Source organism: Spirosoma humi (assembly GCF_054776575.1).
In genome coordinates this window covers 765,798-785,861 of record NZ_BAAHBR010000017.1, presented here as the reverse complement: position 1 = coordinate 785,861, position 20,064 = coordinate 765,798, and the positions used below count along the sequence as shown (strand labels likewise).

Below are 20,064 nucleotides of genomic sequence, written 5' to 3'. Positions count from 1 at the left end.
ACTTGTATGTTTTTAACCTTTACCGCAATTGACAAATTTGGCCAGATTCAGGATTTCTCCTGGTGGTTCGCTAGCCTGGAATTTGCTCTGGATGTCATGAGCTCGCTTCCAGCCAAGGGTAAACAACTGGTCAAAGCAGAGATTCTTGATGATGACCATGTAATTCAACTCTCTGTGGATGGCTTTGATGGCAACCTTTTTTCGACGCCCCTTAGGCAACTGGAAAAGGAATGGCAACAACTCCTAAAAACGCCCGTCGAACCCAGTGATGTATCGGCAGTTCATGTCGATATACCGTCTTTTGATGAACGGGCCTGGGAAATGACGACGGTTAAATTTGAGGACTGACTAGGAGGTAAAATTCAGGGAGCCGTCTTAGAAGATGAGTATTAGATTATTTTATGTAAGCGAATAGGAAGACCGAATTGGCCGATTCTCTCCGAGGATCGGCCAATTTTGTTTTCAGCCGGGTTGGAATTCGCCGGGCGAATGGCGACGTTTGCCCGTGTTTCTTTTTCCAATTTGTTTCTTCTACAATGAGCACCCAGGGACTTAGTCAACTTTTTCCGGCGGAAGATCAGATTCCGGCCGACTACCGGATCGAACCCATCCATCAGCGCGAATACCTGCTCAACGGCGAAATGCGTGCGTGGGATGGACCCGTTTCCGATGTTTATTCTCCCATTTGTATTCCAGGAGCCGACGGGAAACTGGAACGTAAACTGGTGGGTAGCTTTCCCGTTACGGGGCCGGAAGAGGCCCTAGAAGCCCTGAAAGCAGCCGTAGACGCCTACGATAATGGCCGGGGCGAATGGCCACAAATGTCGGTCGCCGACCGTATCGGATGCATGGAGACGTTCATCGGTAAAATGATTGAGCAAAAGAAGCTGGTCGTTAACCTGATTATGTGGGAGATTGGCAAGAACCTGGCCGACTCGACCAAAGAGTTCGACAGAACCGTTAAGTACATTTACGATACCGTCGATACACTCAAGACGATGGATCGCAATTCCTCCCGTTTTCGTATTGAAGAAGGAATAATTGGTCAGATCAGGCGGTCGCCATTGGGGGTTGTACTGGCCATGGGGCCTTTCAATTACCCATTGAATGAGACCTACACAACGCTTATTCCAGCCATTTTGATGGGGAACACCATTTTGTTCAAAACCCCAAAACATGGTTCGTTGCTGCATTATCCACTGCTCGAAGCCTTTCGCACCAGTTTCCCGAAAGGCGTTGTCAATTCGCTTTACGGCCGTGGTGCCAATGTTATTCCTCCCGTAATGCAGTCGGGAAAGGTAAATGTGTTAACCCTGATCGGCTCCAGCCGGGTAGCTGATGAACTGCAGCGGCAACACCCGAAACTGAATCGGCTCCGGTCGATCATGAGCCTGGATGCCAAGAATGCAGCAATCATTTTGCCCGATGCCGACCTGGATGTTGCCGTTAAAGAATGTTTGCTGGGAGCCCTGTCGTTCAATGGTCAGCGCTGTACGGCAATAAAAATTGTTTGGGTACACCGGTCCGTAGCGGACGAGTTTTTAAAACGCTTTAGTTCGGAAGTCAGTAAGCTTAAACCCGGTATGCCCTGGACCGATGGGGTGCAGATTACGCCACTGCCAGAACCCGGTAAACCCGACTACCTAGCCGATTGTATCCAGGACGCAGAAGCGCATGGCGCATCGATTATGAACGAAGGCGGGGGCGATGTAGCGGCATCGTTGTTCAGACCAGCGGTTGTTTATCCCGTTAAAGAAGGCATGAAGCTTTATCGGGAAGAGCAATTTGGCCCCATCATTCCGGTTGTCCCGTTCGATGATGTCGAAGAGTTTATCGACTACCTCATTACGGATGATCATGGCATGCAAGCCAGTATTTTCGGTACGGATACGGAAAAGATTGCCCGGCTCATTGACCCGTTGGTCAACCTGGTAAGCCGGGTCAACATCAATGCCCAATGCCAGCGTGGCCCGGATACGTTCCCGTTCACAGGCCGGAAAGACTCGGCCGAGGGTACCCTGTCCGTTGAAGATGCACTCCGTTCATTTTCCATCCGATCGGCCGTAGCTACGAAAGACACGCCAGCGAATAAAGAAATTCTAAATGATATTGTGGGAAATCACAAGTCAGAATTTCTGAGCACGAATTTCATTTTCTAAAGGTCCGCTAAAACCTCCGAGGCTCTTAAAGCCCTGGAGGTTTACTTATGCTCATTGCTACTAAACTTACCAAAGCCTACAGCGCTGTGCCCGCCATCCGGCATGTTTCCCTGCGCCTTGACCCAGGCCGGATTATGGCCCTTGTTGGGGCCAGTGGGTCGGGAAAGAGCACCCTGCTTAGTGTGCTGGCGGGGTTGACCGATGCGGATACCGGCGACGTCAGCCTGAACGGCGAACGGGTAATGGGCCCCTCGGAGGTATTGGTACCCGGACATAAGGCTATTCGGCTGGTGCACCAGGAGTACCAGCTTATGCCGAATGTATCGGTGCGAGAAAATATCAGTTATGCGCTTCGTTTTTTCGAGAAAAGCTACCGTGATTTTCGAGTCGACGAATTGCTGAAACTTTGTCGGCTCACGGAGATACAGAGTCGGCTGCCGCGCCAGGTGTCGGGTGGCGAAAAGCAGCGTACGGCCATTGCCCGCGCCATTGCCGACAGGCCCGCCGTTTTATTACTGGATGAGCCGTTCAGTCATCTTGATTTACCCAACCGACTCATTGTCCGCGACTTACTGTTCGACATGGTCCGTCAGGACAGTAGTGACTTGCCCCCAACATCCTGTCTGCTGGTTACCCATGATGCGACGGATGCCTTGTCAATTGCCGATTCGCTGGGTATTATGCGCGATGGTAGGCTGATACAGCTGGGCACTCCGGTAGATGTGTATCAACAGCCCGCTACGGCTTATGCCGCCCGCATGACCGGTCCAGTCAATATTCTGAAAGCAAAGCACTTGCCCATGCTGAACTTACCTGAGACGGTTAATCCCAATGAGCTGGTTTGTCTGCGGCCGGAACATGTTCGTCTCTCGGACGGAGGGGCAATTGGAACGATTCGGGCACTCTTTTTCAAGGGTAGCCATTATGAACTGGAGATCGAGGTGTCACGCTATGTATCCCTGCGTTTGCTGACTACCCGTGCTGATTTACAAATCGGCCAGTCGGTCGGTATTCGGGTAGACGCTGAATCGGTTTGGCCACTGAAACCCTGACATCAATCAAACCTGATGACTCATTTCGGGTTGTACAGTAAACGAAACCGACAACGCGTTATGGAGAATCAACAACCCAACAGGAAAAACGAAGAAACCTGGGACACCGGACAAGAAGATCTTAAGGATGGCTACCTGGTGAGTGAAAATGCCGACGATGTGGACGCTTCCGGCGTGGATGATCAGTCGACGGGCATGGGCGAAGATGATTTCTTAGGGAAGACCAATCTGAAAGAGGAAGACGACTATTGATCTGGGGTTTACCTATTGAATCAATACGATATGTAAACGGGCCACCTTTGCGTAAAGGTGGCCCGTTCGTTTATAATGTTTTGGTGATTTTACAGTAGACGCTTGATCAATTGCTCAACCGAGATGCCTTCCGCTTCTGCTTTGAAGTTACGCACCACCCGGTGACGCAGAATGGGCAACGCTACCGCCCGAACATCCTCAATATCGGGAGAATATTTGCCAGACAGCAGCGCATTGCATTTGGCGGCCAGAATCAGTGATTGTGAAGCCCGTGGACCTGCCCCCCACTCCAGATACGAGTTGGCATCGCCCGCTGCCTTTTCCGTATTTGGCCGGGTTTTGTGAACGAGCGAAACGGCGTATTCAATCACATTATCCACCACGGGCACCCGACGCACCAGCTGTTGAAACTCCCGGATTTCTTCGCCGGTAATGACCCGCTGCACATCATACCGCTTGTCCGACGTCGTGTTTTTGACAATGTCCACCTCCGACTGATACGAAGGATAGTCCAGGTATATATTGAACATAAACCGGTCCAGCTGCGCTTCGGGCAGGGGGTACGTACCTTCCTGCTCAATTGGGTTCTGCGTAGCCAGTACAAAGAACGGCCGACCTAAGCCGTATTTCTGACCGGCAATCGTTACGGAATATTCCTGCATCGCTTCGAGCAGAGCCGACTGCGTTTTAGGAGGAGTCCGGTTGATTTCATCGGCCAGAATGATGTTGGCAAAAATGGGACCTCGGATAAATTTAAAATTACGCTCCTGGTCCAGTGTTTCGGAACCAAGAATATCGGATGGCATCAAATCCGGCGTAAACTGAATTCGGTTGAAGTCGAGATCGAGCGCACCCGCAATGGTTTGAATCAGCAGTGTTTTGGCCAGCCCCGGTACACCGACCAATAGACAATGCCCCTGACAAAAGATAGCGGTCAACAGCAACCGAACTGTATCATCCTGACCAATAACGACCTTTGAAATTTCAGTTTTTAATTTCTGATAGGAAACTGTAAGGGCTTCGGCAGCCGCAACATCCGATGAGTAGGGCACAGGATTCTAATTAGGAATGATAAATCAAGAACGATAACGCAGTTGCGTCGGCAACCAGGGATGATGAATTGGAAATGATTAGAATACGGGGCATCATTTCCAATTCATCATTAACTTAGTTTCCACCACCACTCAGCGTAGCTGCGCTGCCCTGCGTAGTGCCAAATATCCGACACCCGTGGTACTCAGGATCAACGGTAATATACACATCGGCGATAGACTTTCTGAACCAGTCATCAATGGCACGGTTCTTTTTGTTGCTCAACACGATGGCCTGCAATTTCTCAAAATCCTTTGTGAAATCGGCCGTGTGCGGGGGGATTTTACTTTTAAAATACAATAATCGTACCGCACTTTTTCCATCTTCGGTACGGTAAGGCAATGGCGCCGAAATGTTGCCGACTTTCATCGTATCGAGCATCTGGAACATGGCATATTCCATGGTTCCATCCATCGTCAACCGGCTGTTGCCGGACTGAGCGTCGCGAATCAATCCACCAGCATCGGCCGTGTTTTTATCTTCCGAATACTCTTTAGCGGCCTTATCGAATTTCAGGGAGTCAATTTGAATCAGATTCCGGAGGCTGTCCAGATAACGGGTCGGACCCGAAATATCCAGCCGGTTGTAGTCTGGTCGAAGCAGAATGTGCCGGGCGTGGTACTCGGCTCCGCGCGTTTCAATCAACTGGATAAGGTGAAGGCCAAAGTCCGATTCAACCACGTCTGATAATTGATTGGGCTTTAGTTTGAGGGCTGCCCCTTCAAACGGTGCCACCATCATACCCCGTTTAGCAAAGCCAAGGTCGCCCCCATTCTGGGCCGAGCCAACGTCTTCGGAGTTTTCCTTAGCCAGTTTCGCAAAATCTTCGCCTTTCTCGACCCGTTGCTTAAAGTCGAGCAGTTTTTGGCGCAGTACCTCTTTTTGTTCTTTCGTTGGTTTGGCAAACCGCACAATCTGGCCTACTTCGACTTCGGCTGGTATGTATGGCAGGCTGTCTTTAGGAATCCCATCGTAAAACTTACGAACATCGCGGGGTGTCACCTTCACATCGCTCGTAATTTTCTGCTGCATCTTCTGGACAATCTTCTGGTCTTTCACCTGCGTCCGTAGCTCGCTTTTCAGCATTTCCAGACTTTTGCCGTAAGCCTCCACGATGTTTTTGTCGGAACCAAACTGCTGAATCATGTATTGCATCCGGGAATCGAGTTCGCTATCCACGATCTTTTCCTCGACCACCACCGAGTCAATTTCAGCTTTAGCCAGCATCATTTTATTGATAACCAGGCTTTCCAGTAACTGGCATTTTTGTGGGGGTGTCTGGTTCTGGCCAACGTACGATTGATAGGCTTCTTCCAGATCGGACTGAAGCACATAATAGTTGTCGACTTTGGCGATGATTCTGTTCAGGCTAACGCCCTGGCCTTGCCCAAAAGTGGGTGCGGTCAGAAACCAGCCGACCAACATAACAAGCGCACTGCTGATTACTTTTTTCATGTTTTAAAGATAAGCAGAGAATGGTTGTTACTCTGCGTTTTAAGCAATTTTAAGAGTTAATTTATTGCCGGTCATGCAGCCGAATCCGCAGGAGCACAGCAGGCGCATAACAAAACTTACTTCGCCAGCTTCCGGATTTCGTCGTCATTGACTTTTACCGGATAGGACTGCCGAAGCTGAGCCAGCCATTGTTTTTCGAGCGTTGCCTGGTATTCGTTGATGACGGTCCCCCGTGCTTCAGCAAACGTTTTGACCCGAGCCGGTTCAATGCGCTCAATGGCTACGGAAATGGCCTTGTTATCACGACGAAAAGACGTTGCCCCCACTTTCCAGTCGGTGACACTATCGAGGTATGGATTTTCGCCCCGAGCGAACAGGCCCGTCGTGATGATTACAGCCGGACTGTCGGTAAAGCGAGGTGTCGTTGTCGTTGGTGCCCCTGATCGACTGTTAATTACTTTCGCGATGTCGTCTTTCGAATTACTGAAATACTGGAAAGCTATGTTACGCTGGGCATCTTTGGTAGCCCCCGGTCGTGCCCCCTGAAAATCCTTTTCCATAATACGGTTCAGGGAAACGCCATTTTTCTGTAGGTAACCGACCACTTGCCTGATCCGCCCCGCCGATACCGAATCGCGTTCAGTAGGGTCATGCGAACCGCTTACCTCAACGATGTAATCAGGGTTGGCGCTCATCACCACCAGTACATCAAACAGGGTTTCGCGAAGAGCTGGTGTCAACGCCGTTTGCCCTTTTGCAAACGTAATCGGAGCCGCCGACCGTCGAAGCTGATACGGTGGGCGTCCGCTGAGCATCGTGGTAGCCTGCTTTAGTAAGCTGTCATTTTGCGCAACCACTATCGTAGCCAAGGCCCGTTCGGGGAACCGGTATTTGTCTTTGTTCTGCTCGTAATACTGCCGCTGACCCGTTGAGTCGGCCATAGAGCGTTCCCAAACGTTTTGCTCCATCACCTGAGACAGCAACACACCGTCTCTGATTTCGTTGAGCAACGCCCGGAATTCAGGCGATTTTTTATCCAGATTCGCTTCTTCTACCGCAATCAGTTGATCGCCTACAAACCGATCGAATAGCCGACGCATGGCAATTGTTGGGGAGCCGCCTACCGGCCGATCGACTGTCGACGGTACGGCATTACTACCGGGTGTGGTCGCTACTGCCGGATTACGCGGAGGCTGCTGCTTTTGCCGAACGTAATCAAAAAACTGATTAACGCTGTAGGGCTGCTTGTTGATCAGGACAAGAGTCTTGTTTTGCAAGGCCGGGTCGAGTGGTTCAGTAAAGCGCCATTGACCATGCAGTAAGGTGCTGTCGGCTTTTGCCAGTACGGTCTGTAGCATTGCCAGATCGGGTTGCACGGCATATTCTTTTTGCAGGCGCTGTACGGTTGCCTGCCGAAGAATGTCGGCACGGCTATCCGTCGTTACGCGTTGCCGCAGCGAAGGCCCCAGCGTTGTGTAAGCGTCCAGCGGCTTTCGCTCGATAAGTTTGATGATGTGCCAGCCGTAGTTGGTTCGAACGGGTTTTGAATAATCGCCCGGTTTTGCCAGCGAAAAAGCCGCATCTTCAAAGGCGGGTACCCACCGACCGGGTTCAAACATGGGCAACGTTCCGCCATTGGCTTTAGAGGTGGCATCGTCGGACACCTGCCGACACACCTGCTCGAACGATTCGCCTTTCTGAAGTTGTGCGTAGGCCCCATCAATTCGTTCTTTGGCCGCTTTTTGCCCGGCCTCATCGGCCGAGGGACTCATGCGAACCAGAATATGGGCCACCCGTACCCGCCCCCGGCTTGGCCGACGACTGTTTACTTTAATAATGTGGTAACCAAATCGCGTGCGGACGGGGGCCGCAACACGACCAACGGGAGTAGTAAAGGCAGCCGTTTCTAACGGATACACAACGCCGAAAGCGGAGATGTAGCCCAGGTTGCCACCGTTCTCAGCCGTATTTACATCTTTGGAGTTTTCTCGCGCCAGTTTGGCAAAGTCCGCCCCATCCTGCGCCTGTTTTTGTAAAGCCAAACTGGCCTGATAAGCGGTCAGGGTGTCCGCAGGGGTTGCATATTCGGAAACGGGAATCAGAATATGCGATGCGTTGACTTCCGTCTGCAGCCGCTGGTAAGCTTCGGCCGCCAGCGATTCCACCAGCACTTTATCCATCAGATACGACTGCGCCAACTGCTTTCGGTAGGTGTTCATTTCCTCCCGAAAGGCTTCGGTCGTATCGCGGCCACCGGCTTCGGCAGCCAGCACTTTCAACTTCAGATTGGTGTAAAGATCGAAGTAGTTTTTAACGTCCGTCCGTTGGGCGGAGTCGGACGAAAGCTGATTTTTGGTAAATGACTGAAAAAAATCGCTGGTCGTAAAGGTTTTATTGCCCAGCGTCAGAATAACGGGTTCTGGTGGCGTTTGCTGAACAACGGGTGCGGCTGTCTTACAGGCTGTTACGAGTAAAGCCAGCAGGAAGCCGCCTGGGAAATGGCGCATAGCGTCTGGAAAAGTGATGTTAACAATGTTAGTAAAACAGAGACGGGGGGAAAAACATTCGGTATGAATTAGCAACGTTCCGAAAGCCCCCTTATTGGCGCGCGGGCCGGATTTTCACCGACTTGAGGGTAATGTCGTACTCAAGCCGATACTCGAATGAGTCCTTGAATTTCTGTCCGGTAAAAATAGCGGGTACCTGAATAAATCGCTGGTTTTTCTGGCGGATATCCGCTTCTTTCAGTTCCACGCTGCTTTGGCCGAGCAGGTCATCGTCATCCAGTTTGTCCAGCAGTTGCAGGCCAACACCCGACGCGACCAGCCCTGCCGACACGTATTTTAACGGCGTCAGCACTTCGGTGGCCGTCAACAATAAACCCGCCGGAACGGCAATCAGGTTATGAACCTTCTGAACTTTTGCCATTGTCTGCCTCGCCTGGTTGTAGTCGTCTACTTCAATGAGCACCAGCGAAGCGACGATGCGCCCGTTTCGGGGAATGCTCAGGCTAATCGGCTTGGCGGGGGTATGGTTCTCCTGCGCGGGCGCCTGTAGGTCGAGCTGCTGACCCTTCTGTACGGATTCGACGCCCCACCCACCATTCACGACAGCCACGGCCTTGTTCTGAGCATCGTAGCTGGTGAGTGAGTACGCCATCATCAGTTCATCCCGCCGACTCAATGTTTCCTCCAGATTTACGGCTCTCAGGGATCGGGGTGTCAGCTCGGCGGTTAGCGAAGGTTGCCGGGTGCAACTCCACTGCATCGAAACACCGACCAGTAGACTTAACAGGATTAGACGAATTCGCATGCTTTTCTAAACGTAGCGTTACGGGATAACTTCTTCAACTATGGACGAGCCCGACGAACCGTCACCACTCGTCCACTGCCATTGCTCGTGCAACCGAATCCGTCCGTCGGGTAAGTATTCGGGTGCGGACGAGCACCGTCCGGTCATCAGTTCGCCCTGCGTATTTACGTGTTCGTAGCGCATATCCAAAAACCCACCCTCCAGAACGACGGCAATTAGAAAACCTTTCAGGATACTACCACCCGTGTACTCGGCCCAAACGACCTTGCCTTCCTGGTGGTAGTGAAAAAGCGTCTCGCTACTCACTTCACCATTGCTGGTATTCGTGACCGAACGGAAAGTTTTGTTGTTATACATTGTCTGAAACGGGATTTTTCTGATTTTAAACAGTAGGTTCCTGCTGGCTTAAACAGTGAAAACTGCCGAGCCCCCACACAATATCGGTTGAGTCGATGCCAATGATTTTGCGGTTGGGAAAGCACGAACCGATGATGTCTAAAGCGGGCTGGTCTTTATCGCATCGGAAAGTTGGTACAATAACGGCACCATTCGTAATCAGGAAGTTGGCGTAAGAGGCTGGCAGACGCAGTCCGTCGCTGTAGACGGGGTCGGGCATGGGCAGCTCGACGATCGTAAGTGGCTTGCCGTTCAACAGGCGCATCTCCCGAAGTTCTCGGTGTATCTCCTGCAAAAAAGGATAGTTGTCATCCTGTGGGTTTGCTTCGTAGGCTGCCAGCACGGTATCCTCATTAACAAACCGAACCGTATCATCGATGTGGCCGTCGGTATCATCGCCCACGATACCCTCTTCAACCCACAACACCTGCTGAACACCGTAGTAATCGCGTAAGTACTGTTCAATATCGGCTTGCGTCAGGTGCGCATTTCGGTTCTGGTTAAGCAGACAGGCGCGACTGGTCAGTACGGTTCCGGCCCCATTGAATTCCACCGACCCGCCTTCCATAATGATCTCCACAGTGGAGGCTGCCCCAGCGGAGGCTGCCCCAGTGGAGGCTGTGGGCGTCACGTAATTCAGCTGGCGATACCGGGCGATTTCGACGGGTATCCTATTGTCGCGGTCGTAAGGCGGGTACTTGTTGCCCCAGGCGTTGTAGCCCCAGTTAACGATCATCCGCTCGTTTGTCTGCGGATTGATCAGAAACGCCGGGCCATGATCGCGGCACCACGAATCGTTGGTTGGGTGAGGCAACAGGGTAATTCGGCTCATATCGGCACCGGCAGCCAGCAAACGTACTCTAGCTGCCTGCATCACTTCCTCATTGTGCGCGTTGATGCAGACCTGTTCACTTTCGGCAATGGCTTTAATAAATGCTATGTAGGCCGGAAACATAAGCTCCTGCCGCTCCCTGGTCCAGGAGGCTTCGGTATGGGGCCAGCTAAGCCAGGTCGCTACGTGCGGATGCCATTCGGCAGGAAAGAAAAAACCCTCGCGGGCGGGAATAAATGGTTGGTTTGGCGTTTCAGCCAACGGCGGTGTATTCATGCGAACGTTAGAAACTCAGCGACAAAAGTACACAAAATATGCCGCTGAACGGGTAGAGCCACGGGTTGTTTGGTCAAGGCAGGCAACCTCAACTTAAATCAATCAACTAAAAATCAACCCCCTAACAACGTCAACATGGAGTTCAGTGAAGTCATCAACGATGAGCGAGGCACCCGTGTCGGCGAGTTCGTCGCGGGTATGGGTCGTGGCCAGCGCGATAACTTTCATACCTGCCCGAAGGCCAGCTTCGATCCCGGCCAGGGCATCTTCGAAGACGACACACCGGTCGGGCTCCACACCGACCCGCTGAGCAGCCGTCAGGTAGATTTCCGGATCGGGTTTTCCCCGCCGAACCATGCTGGCATCCACAACGGTATCGAAGTAAGGCCTTAACGGAAGTTCATCCAGGGTGAAGAGGACATTGCTTTGGGGAGCCGATGTGCCAACCGCCAGCTTGACGGATTGGGCCCGCAAGGCAGCCAGAAAATCCAGCAAACCCGGCGTAGGCTGGCGGTGAGGGCGGTATAACTCGCGGTAGATAGCTTCTTTTTCTTCTGTCAGAACAATCAACTCACCGGGCGAAACGGGCCGCTGAAAAACATAGGCCATCGCATCGGCGGCCACACGCCCGTTGATGTGTTCGACATATTGATCCCGGGTAAGTGGCCGGTTGTGTTGCTGGGCAAATTGCAGCCAGGCATTAATGTGAAAATCCGTATTGGCGATCAGGACACCGTCCATATCAAACAGGGCGGCCCACGGTTGGGCGGCAAATGGTGTGTTGGGCATTAGCGATAAACGGGATTGGGCTGATTATACGTCGTAGTCTGGCGTGGTTATCGGCAAAACATCACCCGCTAAAATGGCGGCTTCGTGGAGCAGTTCTGTCGACACCAACTCGTCGGTTATGTCTTCGATTCGTTCATCGAATGCGTCGATCCGCTCGTCGGTTGTCAGCGCTGACGATTTCATGCCCAGCAACAACCGCCCTACATAAAGCAGATTGAGGGAGAAACGCAGTTCGGGCAGCGCAGGACTATGACGGGTTTGTGGTTCGGTTTGCATAGGTATTGAACACGCAATGGCGGTTGTTGGGTTCGTCGCAGCGCGAACATCCTGTCCGTGTAGTCATGTGGGCAGTATCAGGAAAGCGGCTGCGGAGGTGGCGTTCCGGTTGCCGATCCGGCAGGCTTCGATCGATCCTCCGGCAACGCAACAAACTCGGCGTTGTCGTTGGGCGGCAACGGAATACGGCCCGCCTGCCAATCGGCTTTAGCCTGCTCAATTCGTTCACGACGCGACGAGACGAAATTCCACCAGATGAAGCGTTCGCCCAGCGGTTCGCCCCCCAGCAGCATCAACGTGCAGGTTTCTTTCGCTTTCAGGATTGGATCGATACCTTTTGTAAAGACCAGTAATTGCCCTACCCCATACGTGTGCCCATTCACCTCTACACTGCCTTTGGCAACGTAAGCCCCGCGCTCGCTATAGCCCTGTGGCAGCCCAAAATGAACACCGGGTTGCAGCACAACGTGGGCATAGTACAGGGGCGAATGCGTTTTAACGTCATTCTGTAACCCAAACGCCCCGCCCGCAATCAGCCGCAGCCATACACCCGTATCCGTAAAAATGGGCAGTTCGTGTGGTGAATAATTGTTGAACGCAGGCGCGTTTTCCTCGTCTGACTCGGGCAGCGCGACCCAGGTCTGAATCATTTCCAGGGTACCATTGGCCAGCATCGCTGGATCTTCGAACCGCTCGGAATGGGCGATGCCCCGCCCCGCCGTCATCCAGTTTACTTCTCCTGGCCGGATAATCTGCTCGACACCCAGGCTATCCCGATGGGTGACCTGTCCATCGAAGAGATAACTCACCGTCGACAGACCGATGTGCGGATGCGGTAGTACATCCATAGTTGTCAGTTGCCCCGGTCCCAGACTGACCGGCCCGGCATGATCCATAAAAATAAACGGTCCCAACATACGGCGTAGTCGGTAAGGCAGAATTCGCCTGACATTGAATCCATTACCAATCGAAGCAGGGCGGGCATCAATGATCGAGTCTAGCATAAGCGTGATCAGGAATAAGTGTAAGTCGGTTCGAATACTCCTTTGGTCAGAAACGTTGGCCCCGCAGCCTGAATAAGTCCTCATTGCCTCAGCTACGCCCTATTCATTTAGCAGACGGTGCAAATATGGCTATCTTTCTTAAAACCACCTGTTCAAGCCTGAACAATCTACTGCTCCTCCCTTCCATGACTTTTGACTAAACCAAAGGGCATTTCGGCTAAATCTGTTTGGGCGGTCGTGCAGACCTTTGCCTAAAAAAAACGAACGATGAAAGCGATTAGAGTTTATGAGTTTGGCGGACCGGAGGTCATGAAATTGGCCGACGTAGAACGTCCCGTTCCTGCCGCCGATGAGATTTTAGTGAAGGTATACGCCAGCAGCGTCAATCCCGCCGATTACATTTTCCGCGAAGGCGGAAATGAGCTGATGCGGCCTTTCCTGACGTTGCCAATGGGCCTGGGTCTGGATGCCGCGGGCATTGTGGAGGAAACCGGCAACGAGGCAACTGATTTTAAAAAGGGTGACAAAGTGTATGGGGTTCCGAATTTCCCCGGCGATGGAAGTTATGCGGAATACATTGCCGCAAAGGCAAGTCAGTTTTCGTTAATGCCGCATTCTATCACCTTCAATGAGGCCGGTGCCCTCCCCTCCTGCGCGCTTATTGCCTGGAATGGTATCGTGGATCTGGGTAACGTACAGCCAGGACAGCGGGTGCTGATTCACGGTGCAGCCGGTGGCGTTGGTAATCTGGCCGTGCAATTTGCCAAAGCAATGGGTGGCTACGTGATCGGGACAGCATCGGCCCATAACGTTGATTTTTTGAAAGAGTTGGGGGCCGATGAAGTAATCGACTATACTACCGAGCGTTTCGACGAGCTGCTGCGCGATATAGATGTCGTATTCAACGCGTCGCCTGTCCGCGACGAGAGCATCAGATTGAGGTCGGTTACCGTTATAAAGGAGGGCGGTATCTTTGTATGCTCGCATCTCGATCAACCCCTTACGGACGATTTCCTGAGCGCTCTGGCCAAGAAGAACGCCACCGGCACCCTGGTTGGCGGAGGGAGCATAACCTATACGTCATCATTGAGCGGTACTACCCAGCTAATCGAGAAGGGTAAAGTAAAAGCGGTGGTAAGCAAGGTATATCCGTTGCAACAGGTAGCCGATGCCCATCGCGAAAGCGAAACCAAACACGTGCGGGGCAAAATCGTTCTTGAAATAAGAAAGGAAAACTAAGCCAATGAAGCGGTTCAAAACCATCAGCGAATTTCTGCAGTTCAGGCAGTTGCCCAAACCAGAGCACCCACTCATCAGTGTGCTTGAACTGGCATCCGTTGACAGGTCAAACCTAAGCGAACCGACGGCCTGGGTTTGTGATTTCTATTGCATTGCCCTTAAGCGAGTGGCCAACACCGATGAAATAAAATTAAAATACGGGCAGCAAACCTATGATTACGATGATGGAATTATGTCATTTATATCGCCGAATCAGGTGATAAGCCTTTCCATCGATAAGCGTGCCGTACAACTCAAACAATCAGGATGGATGCTGCTCATCCATCCTGATTTACTGTGGAATACACCCGTAGCCACGACAATCAGGCAGTATGATTTTTGGGATTACTCGGTCAATGAAGCCTTGTTTTTATCCGAAAAAGAAGAGGCCATATTGGTTGACATCATCAAAACTATTCACCAGGAATACCAGTCAACAATCGATAAATTCAGCAAGAGTATTATCATCTCGCACCTTGAAACCCTGCTTAACTATGCCGATAGGTTTTACCACCGGCAATTTATTACGCGCGAAAAAGCCAATCATCAAATTCTGGAACGGCTGGATAAGTTGTTGATTGATTATTTTGACAGAGGTGATTTACTCTCAACAGGACTACCAACGGTTGGGTATATCGCCGACTGCTTAAATCTGTCGCCTAAATATTTAAGCAGCTTATTAAAAGTCTTGACCGGACAAAATACCCAGCAGCACATTCACGAAAAGCTGATCGAAAAAGCAAAAGAAAAGCTATCAACCAGTGAGTTAACTGTCAGTGAAATTGCCTACGAACTGGGATTTGAGCACCTGCAATCGTTCAGTAAACTGTTCAAGACAAAAACGAATCAGTCACCTCTGGAGTTTAGAGCTTCCTTTCAGTAGGGTAATCGACTTCCGATAACTTCCTGTCGACAACGACGGCGAGTCCTACACCCGGTATAGTGCATCAGAGTCCCTCCATCAGGAGTCGCTCAATGAATCCTTCAAAAAAATGACTTACTTTGATTCGAATTAAAGAAATTTTTCTGGCGTAAGTTCTGTGCGTAAAAACGGGTTTGGCTATTTAGTTTACTTAATCCTGACAACCGGATTGGCCTGCACCTCGGCCAACAATCAACGTCAAGTGACAGCACCAACCAATGCGTCGCCTGTGGCAGCCAGCCTTTCAACTCCCCGGCTCTGCCAACAAATTATCTGGCAAGATGCCAACGCCAATCAGTACGCCTACCACTTCGATGCGCACCAGCGCCTTTATCGGTGCACTGCCCGGGAAGAAAACAAAGGAGTCGGCCCCTTTGTCCTCGACCAACGGCTGAGCTATAACAAACAGGGATACCTGGCTTGGGTGCATGGGCAGGAGGATTCCAGTCAGTACAACTACCAGAAGGGAAGGTTAGCCTCGATCGACTTTTTTCAGGAAGGGCGGCACGTCTATCGCTATCTGCTCAATACGAATGCCAGGGGGCAATTAGTAGGGCTGCGGGGCCAATCAGTGAATAACAGTGGCTTACAGAGCTACTCGACACGCTACCAGCTCGACGAACAGGGACGGTACGTACAGCTCGAAGTATTTGATGACAGGGGCCAGTTGTACTATCGACTTATCCAGCGTGACTTCGTGCCCATGTCCAATCACCTGGCCAACGGAATGCGAGGCATTCCGTACGATCTCAACCGATACCCCTGGCCCAGTTGGGGAAAACAGTTTCCCGTGAGTGAGCACCTGGCCAGCCGAATCGAAACGTATCGCTATGCAGCTCCCCAGACACCCACCCAACTTATCAAACGGGCCGATGTGTCGGTAGCGTTCCTCCGTGATCAGCAAGGTTACATTACCCGTCAGGTCAGTACCGATTCGTTTACTTCGATTCGTGACACGATCCGCATCACCCACTTAAATTGTCCCTAATTACTGGCTAAGGCCGGCAGCATTGTCATCGTTGCCGTTGAAATCGTAACTTTGAGTCACTTCTAAATCCTGACTTCTTACGCTACTTTGCCTTTGCCGATGGCTATGCGCGCCAGACTATTTCTTTTGCTATTACTTCTGGGTGCTGCCAGCCAGGCTCAAACGCCGAAAATGGGCGACGACGTGAGCCAGTTCCGCCAACGCATGGCAAAACTGCCTCCGGTGGAGCGCCTGAAACCGCTGTCTGACTACAGTCGCGATTTGACGAACCAGTCCCGTTTTAAAGAAGCCCGAACCCTGATGCAGGAAGGTCTGGCGATAGCCCGTCAGGCCCGGATAGCCGACTGGACTGCTCGCTTCAATGCCCGGTTAGGTTACCTGGAATCCAACCTGGGTAATCATATCGGCGCCATCGACCACTACCTCCAGGCGCTGGCCATCGCTCAGTCAGTTTATGCTTACGACCAGCAGCAACAGATTAGCTTTAACCTTTACGCAGAATACGAGGCCCTGGGCGACACGACCAAGAGTCGCCAGTACCAGCAGTTGGCCAACTCGTCGGTGCATGAGCCCAATCAACCCGTTCTTGCTTTAGGAAATTATATGTATAAGTCCAGTCAGGCTCAATTAAGAGGTCAAATCGATTCAGTGGCGTTTTTTGAGCGCCAGGCGCTGACTATGTTGTGGGCTAATCGGGAATGGAATAACTTCTATTCGATGCTGGACGGGTACGGCGTTACCTTAGCAAAGTCGGGCCATTACCGGGAGGCCGAACAAACCTTTCGCCGGTGTCTGACCTATGCCCAGCGGCAGGGCGACCACCGGCGGATAAAATACGAATATTTGCACCTGCCGGAACCCCTGCTTCATTTAGGCCGACTGGACGAAGCCCAGCGATACGCCAGCCTGGCTTTGCGCTCTATTGAAGGCGATCCCGAACGGCAGGATGAACTTCTGGTGCAGATATATGAGGTATTGACGCAGATTGCTGAGGCTCGGGGCCAGTATCGGCAGGCACTGGCCTACGAACGGCTTCATAACCGCTATGCGGGTCAGGTGCTGAACACCGAAAAAAGCCGGCAGTTGGCCGACGTAGAATTACGCTTCCAGGTTGCTCAGAAACAAGCCCGCATCGACTGGCTGAATCAGGACAATCAGCGGCAATTGGCTTTAATTAGCTGGCAGGCCGGGGGGTTAGTCGCGCTGATAGCCCTGTTGGCTATTGCCGTGTGGCAATATCGCCTGATCCGACGGGTCAATGCCCGATTGCAAACCACGAACCAAACTGTCTCGAAAAATAATCAGCAGATTAGCGAGCAGGCTGAACGACTGACGGTGCTGATGCATGAATTGCACCACCGGGTGAAAAACAACTTAGCGATCATATCCAGCCTGCTGCGGATGCAGTCCAGACAGTTGGATGATTCCCGGGCGATTCAGGCGGTGCAGGATAGTCAACGGCGAGTGGAGGCCATCTCGTTAATTCATCAGCAACTTTACCAGACCGATAACCTGGCCGATATATCCATCAAAGCGTATGTAACCGAGTTGACCGAAGGGCTGCTGGTCGGGTATGGCTTTGATCCGGAAACCTTTGATTACCGGATCGAGGTGGCCGATTTGCAGCTAAATGTAGAAGTGGCGGTGCCGCTGGGACTGATCCTGAATGAAGTGCTTACCAACGCCTTCAAGTATGCCTACATGACGCCAGCACTAAGTGACGGACAGCCAGCAGTTGTTACAACCCGCCCATCACTGCTCGTTCGATTCCAACTGGAATCAACCGGCGAACTGTTGCTGGAAGTACAGGATAATGGCCCCGGCTTACTGGATCAGGCGGCTTCCGACCAACGGGCTTCTTTCGGCCACCGGCTCATTCGGGAGCTCACGGCGCAGCTCGAGGGAGAGATGAGCCTGACGAATCGCCAGGGTACCTATTTCCGGCTGTGGATTCCCATCTGAGCGTATTGATGCCATCAATCGGTCGACTACGCAGGGGCTTTGCTTAGTCGATGAAAGCCTGATCACACGAGAAGAAACTACGTTTCTATGGAAAGAATGACCTGACAGAGGTTTCAGGAGTCTGGCGTGTTTTAAGTAACTTTGAGTCATGAAAGCAATGTTGATAGTGCTCACATTTTTCCTTCTGGCCTGCGAGAGCAAGCCAAAGAAGACGCCCGTAGGTGTACGAGTAAGGCGGGAGGCAAGTGGCAGAATTGTCTCGGTGCCAGACAGTTCCCGACTGGATAGTCTTTAAGGCTATACAATCTCTGTCTCTAAAGCGCTAGCGCACAGGGTTACTACACGGCATCACTTTGCGACGATGGTTTTGCCGATCCAGACCGCATCCAGTAGAAATAACATCCCAGGAAGACCAGGATAGAAATGGCGACATTGACGTAAAAATTCCGGTTGTGCGCCCCCAGCCATTGACTTCGGACCACTTCCCAATTAGCCGGTAGATGAGCCGGATCCCAGGCATTCATCCCGGCATTCATGGCTACGTTTGTTTTGATGGCGATGATCGTTATGACAAGCTGAAGCAGCAAAGCCAGGGCGACCAGCCTGAAGGACAGTGACCGCCAATTTCGCCAGGTAAGCCCCAAAAAGAGCAGATTAAACAGCATAAACGATTGAACAAACACGGGCATGCGTTTGCTCATGTAGAAATCCGTCGCCCGATGCATCTCGGCGAAGGTAGGGCCTGAAACATCGGCCGCCCAGGGAGATATCTTCGGAGTCAGATCGAACAGCTGGGCCGCGTAGGCCACCAGGATAAACGTGACGATTCGGGTAAGGGTAACCTGTTGAGGTTTCATAGCGGGTTGCATTGAGCGACAAACCTACAACATGGACAATGACCAGCCTTAGTAAAAAAACGACATTATTCAGTAAATAATGGCCTGACCGAATGAAAAATCGGAAGGTACCTCGCCCATAAACTCTTTGAAGTCACGCAGGAGGTGGTTATGGTCAAAATAGCCGCACTGATAGGCAATAGCCAGCCAACTTTGGGTAGCCTGGCTTTTTTTAAGTTTCATGGCCTGATTGAAACGCACAAGGCGGTTATAGAACTTAGGCGATACGCCCGTTCGTTCCAGAAACTTGCGTTCAAACTGACGCGTGCTCAAACAAGCCTGGTGGGCCAATTGGTCCAGAGAAAATCGGGTATCCGTAGTGTACATGTCCGAGATGACCTGATCAATGGGATGTCTTTTGACTTTACAGGTATCTATTTTCTGTAGTAAAAAGGCGTCCATAATGGCTACCATCTGCGGGAAGGTCTGGGCCTGTTCGATTCTCTCCCGTACCGGCTTGATGTCGTTGCCGAGTACGGATTGCATTTCTTCCTGACCACCCGTAAACAGGGTCATGGGCATCCCGAATATGCGAAAAAAGCCAGCGGGTTGCAGCCATACCTTGAACATCAAGTAGTCGGAAGGAATGAGTAGATTGACGCGAGCAGTCGCCTGTCCCAGTAACACATTGTCAGGCGCGGTATAGCGCTGCCCATTGGCTAACTGAATTTGCAAGGGGCTCCTGGGATAAAAATAGAGGCATGTTTCAGGAACCGGCGCCAGGGGGAGCATAAGCAGGGGCGAATGGTGCCGAACATGCAGGAAGGCATAGGCCTTCACAAAGGGAGTCAACGCAGGATGGGGAGCACATTGTTGAGCGGATACCATATAGCTAAAGCTTACCGACTGAAACGATCTATTCTACAGGAGTTTCCGGATTGTAAATACGACAGGCCACTTAACGCTTTCGTGTAAATATACAAGTAAAGGCTGGTCCAGTACGGTCAGCAGGCCAGTCATTTCGTACTCAATAATGGTTTTCGATGGCCTGGCTGTTTCAATGATTACATCCAAGATCTAAATTGTGAAAACGAATAAGCCAACTAAATTCGAAAGCCCGGCAACGTTGCCGGGCTTTCGTGTAATTGCATAAAAACGAATTGGCTTGTGTGCATCAAAAGGC

The 20,064-nt window shown here is 51.6% G+C and carries 19 protein-coding genes; 8 read left to right on the top strand and 11 right to left on the bottom strand.

All coding sequences use genetic code 11. The features are described 5' to 3' along the window. Positions 1 to 6: 6 nt before the first annotated feature. From ACYU8Y_RS25445 to ACYU8Y_RS25430, 4 genes are all read left to right on the top strand, one after another. On the top strand, positions 7 to 348 hold the full coding sequence (locus ACYU8Y_RS25445; RefSeq protein WP_460940982.1) for a hypothetical protein: 342 nt from the start codon (positions 7 to 9) through the stop codon (positions 346 to 348). A gap of 188 nt (positions 349 to 536) precedes the next feature. After that, the gene (locus tag ACYU8Y_RS25440) at positions 537 to 2,159 is read left to right on the top strand and encodes an NADP-dependent glyceraldehyde-3-phosphate dehydrogenase (protein ID WP_460940981.1); all 1,623 of its coding nucleotides are present in this window, start codon (positions 537 to 539) and stop codon (positions 2,157 to 2,159) included. A gap of 47 nt (positions 2,160 to 2,206) precedes the next feature. Next, a complete protein-coding gene (locus tag ACYU8Y_RS25435; protein ID WP_460940980.1) occupies positions 2,207 to 3,211 on the top strand; it encodes an ABC transporter ATP-binding protein in 1,005 nt (334 codons plus the stop codon). A 60-nt stretch (positions 3,212 to 3,271) separates the two neighbouring features. Then, positions 3,272 to 3,463, top strand: coding sequence for a hypothetical protein (locus ACYU8Y_RS25430; RefSeq protein ID WP_460940979.1), 192 nt, complete (start codon positions 3,272 to 3,274; stop codon positions 3,461 to 3,463). An 89-nt stretch (positions 3,464 to 3,552) separates the two neighbouring features. Here ACYU8Y_RS25430 and ACYU8Y_RS25425 read toward each other — a convergent pair whose 3' ends face one another. From ACYU8Y_RS25425 to ACYU8Y_RS25385, 9 genes are all read right to left on the bottom strand, one after another. Then, positions 3,553 to 4,515, bottom strand: coding sequence for an AAA family ATPase (locus ACYU8Y_RS25425; RefSeq protein ID WP_460940978.1), 963 nt, complete (start codon positions 4,513 to 4,515; stop codon positions 3,553 to 3,555). Between the two features lie 115 nt (positions 4,516 to 4,630). Further along, complete coding sequence (locus ACYU8Y_RS25420; RefSeq protein ID WP_460940977.1) at positions 4,631 to 6,010, bottom strand: peptidylprolyl isomerase; 1,380 nt, start codon at positions 6,008 to 6,010, stop codon at positions 4,631 to 4,633. Between the two features lie 116 nt (positions 6,011 to 6,126). Continuing rightward, on the bottom strand, positions 6,127 to 8,517 hold the full coding sequence (locus tag ACYU8Y_RS25415) for a peptidylprolyl isomerase (protein ID WP_460940976.1): 2,391 nt from the start codon (positions 8,515 to 8,517) through the stop codon (positions 6,127 to 6,129). 91 nt (positions 8,518 to 8,608) lie between these two features. Continuing rightward, positions 8,609 to 9,322: a hypothetical protein gene (locus ACYU8Y_RS25410; RefSeq protein WP_460940975.1), complete on the bottom strand. Its 714-nt coding sequence runs from the start codon at positions 9,320 to 9,322 to the stop codon at positions 8,609 to 8,611. Positions 9,323 to 9,340: 18 nt separating this feature from the next. After that, positions 9,341 to 9,679 carry a n-acetylglutamate synthase gene (locus ACYU8Y_RS25405; RefSeq protein ID WP_460940974.1) on the bottom strand — a complete coding sequence of 113 codons (339 nt, stop codon included), beginning with the start codon at positions 9,677 to 9,679 and terminating at the stop codon, positions 9,341 to 9,343. A 25-nt stretch (positions 9,680 to 9,704) separates the two neighbouring features. After that, complete coding sequence (locus ACYU8Y_RS25400; protein WP_460940973.1) at positions 9,705 to 10,826, bottom strand: agmatine deiminase family protein; 1,122 nt, start codon at positions 10,824 to 10,826, stop codon at positions 9,705 to 9,707. 102 nt (positions 10,827 to 10,928) lie between these two features. Continuing rightward, positions 10,929 to 11,615, bottom strand: a complete 687-nt coding sequence (locus tag ACYU8Y_RS25395) for an HAD family hydrolase (RefSeq protein ID WP_460940972.1) — start codon at positions 11,613 to 11,615, stop codon at positions 10,929 to 10,931. A 24-nt stretch (positions 11,616 to 11,639) separates the two neighbouring features. After that, positions 11,640 to 11,891, bottom strand: a complete 252-nt coding sequence (locus ACYU8Y_RS25390) for a hypothetical protein (protein WP_460940971.1) — start codon at positions 11,889 to 11,891, stop codon at positions 11,640 to 11,642. Between the two features lie 77 nt (positions 11,892 to 11,968). After that, positions 11,969 to 12,895 carry a pirin family protein gene (locus ACYU8Y_RS25385; protein WP_460940970.1) on the bottom strand — a complete coding sequence of 309 codons (927 nt, stop codon included), beginning with the start codon at positions 12,893 to 12,895 and terminating at the stop codon, positions 11,969 to 11,971. A 267-nt stretch (positions 12,896 to 13,162) separates the two neighbouring features. Between ACYU8Y_RS25385 and ACYU8Y_RS25380 the strand changes: the two genes are divergently transcribed. From ACYU8Y_RS25380 to ACYU8Y_RS25365, 4 genes are all read left to right on the top strand, one after another. Further along, complete coding sequence (locus ACYU8Y_RS25380; RefSeq protein ID WP_460940969.1) at positions 13,163 to 14,134, top strand: NADP-dependent oxidoreductase; 972 nt, start codon at positions 13,163 to 13,165, stop codon at positions 14,132 to 14,134. A 4-nt stretch (positions 14,135 to 14,138) separates the two neighbouring features. After that, on the top strand, positions 14,139 to 15,056 hold the full coding sequence (locus ACYU8Y_RS25375; protein WP_460940968.1) for a helix-turn-helix domain-containing protein: 918 nt from the start codon (positions 14,139 to 14,141) through the stop codon (positions 15,054 to 15,056). A gap of 241 nt (positions 15,057 to 15,297) precedes the next feature. Beyond that, positions 15,298 to 16,083 carry a hypothetical protein gene (locus tag ACYU8Y_RS25370; RefSeq protein ID WP_460940967.1) on the top strand — a complete coding sequence of 262 codons (786 nt, stop codon included), beginning with the start codon at positions 15,298 to 15,300 and terminating at the stop codon, positions 16,081 to 16,083. A 126-nt stretch (positions 16,084 to 16,209) separates the two neighbouring features. Continuing rightward, the gene (locus tag ACYU8Y_RS25365) at positions 16,210 to 18,045 is read left to right on the top strand and encodes a histidine kinase dimerization/phosphoacceptor domain -containing protein (protein ID WP_460940966.1); all 1,836 of its coding nucleotides are present in this window, start codon (positions 16,210 to 16,212) and stop codon (positions 18,043 to 18,045) included. A 338-nt stretch (positions 18,046 to 18,383) separates the two neighbouring features. Here the strand turns inward: ACYU8Y_RS25365 and ACYU8Y_RS25360 are convergent, their stop codons facing one another. Next, a complete protein-coding gene (locus ACYU8Y_RS25360; RefSeq protein WP_460940965.1) occupies positions 18,384 to 18,902 on the bottom strand; it encodes a hypothetical protein in 519 nt (172 codons plus the stop codon). A 69-nt stretch (positions 18,903 to 18,971) separates the two neighbouring features. Further along, positions 18,972 to 19,769 (bottom strand): helix-turn-helix domain-containing protein, encoded by a 798-nt coding sequence (locus ACYU8Y_RS25355; protein WP_460940964.1) that lies wholly within the window; start codon positions 19,767 to 19,769, stop codon positions 18,972 to 18,974. Positions 19,770 to 20,064 lie beyond the last annotated feature (295 nt).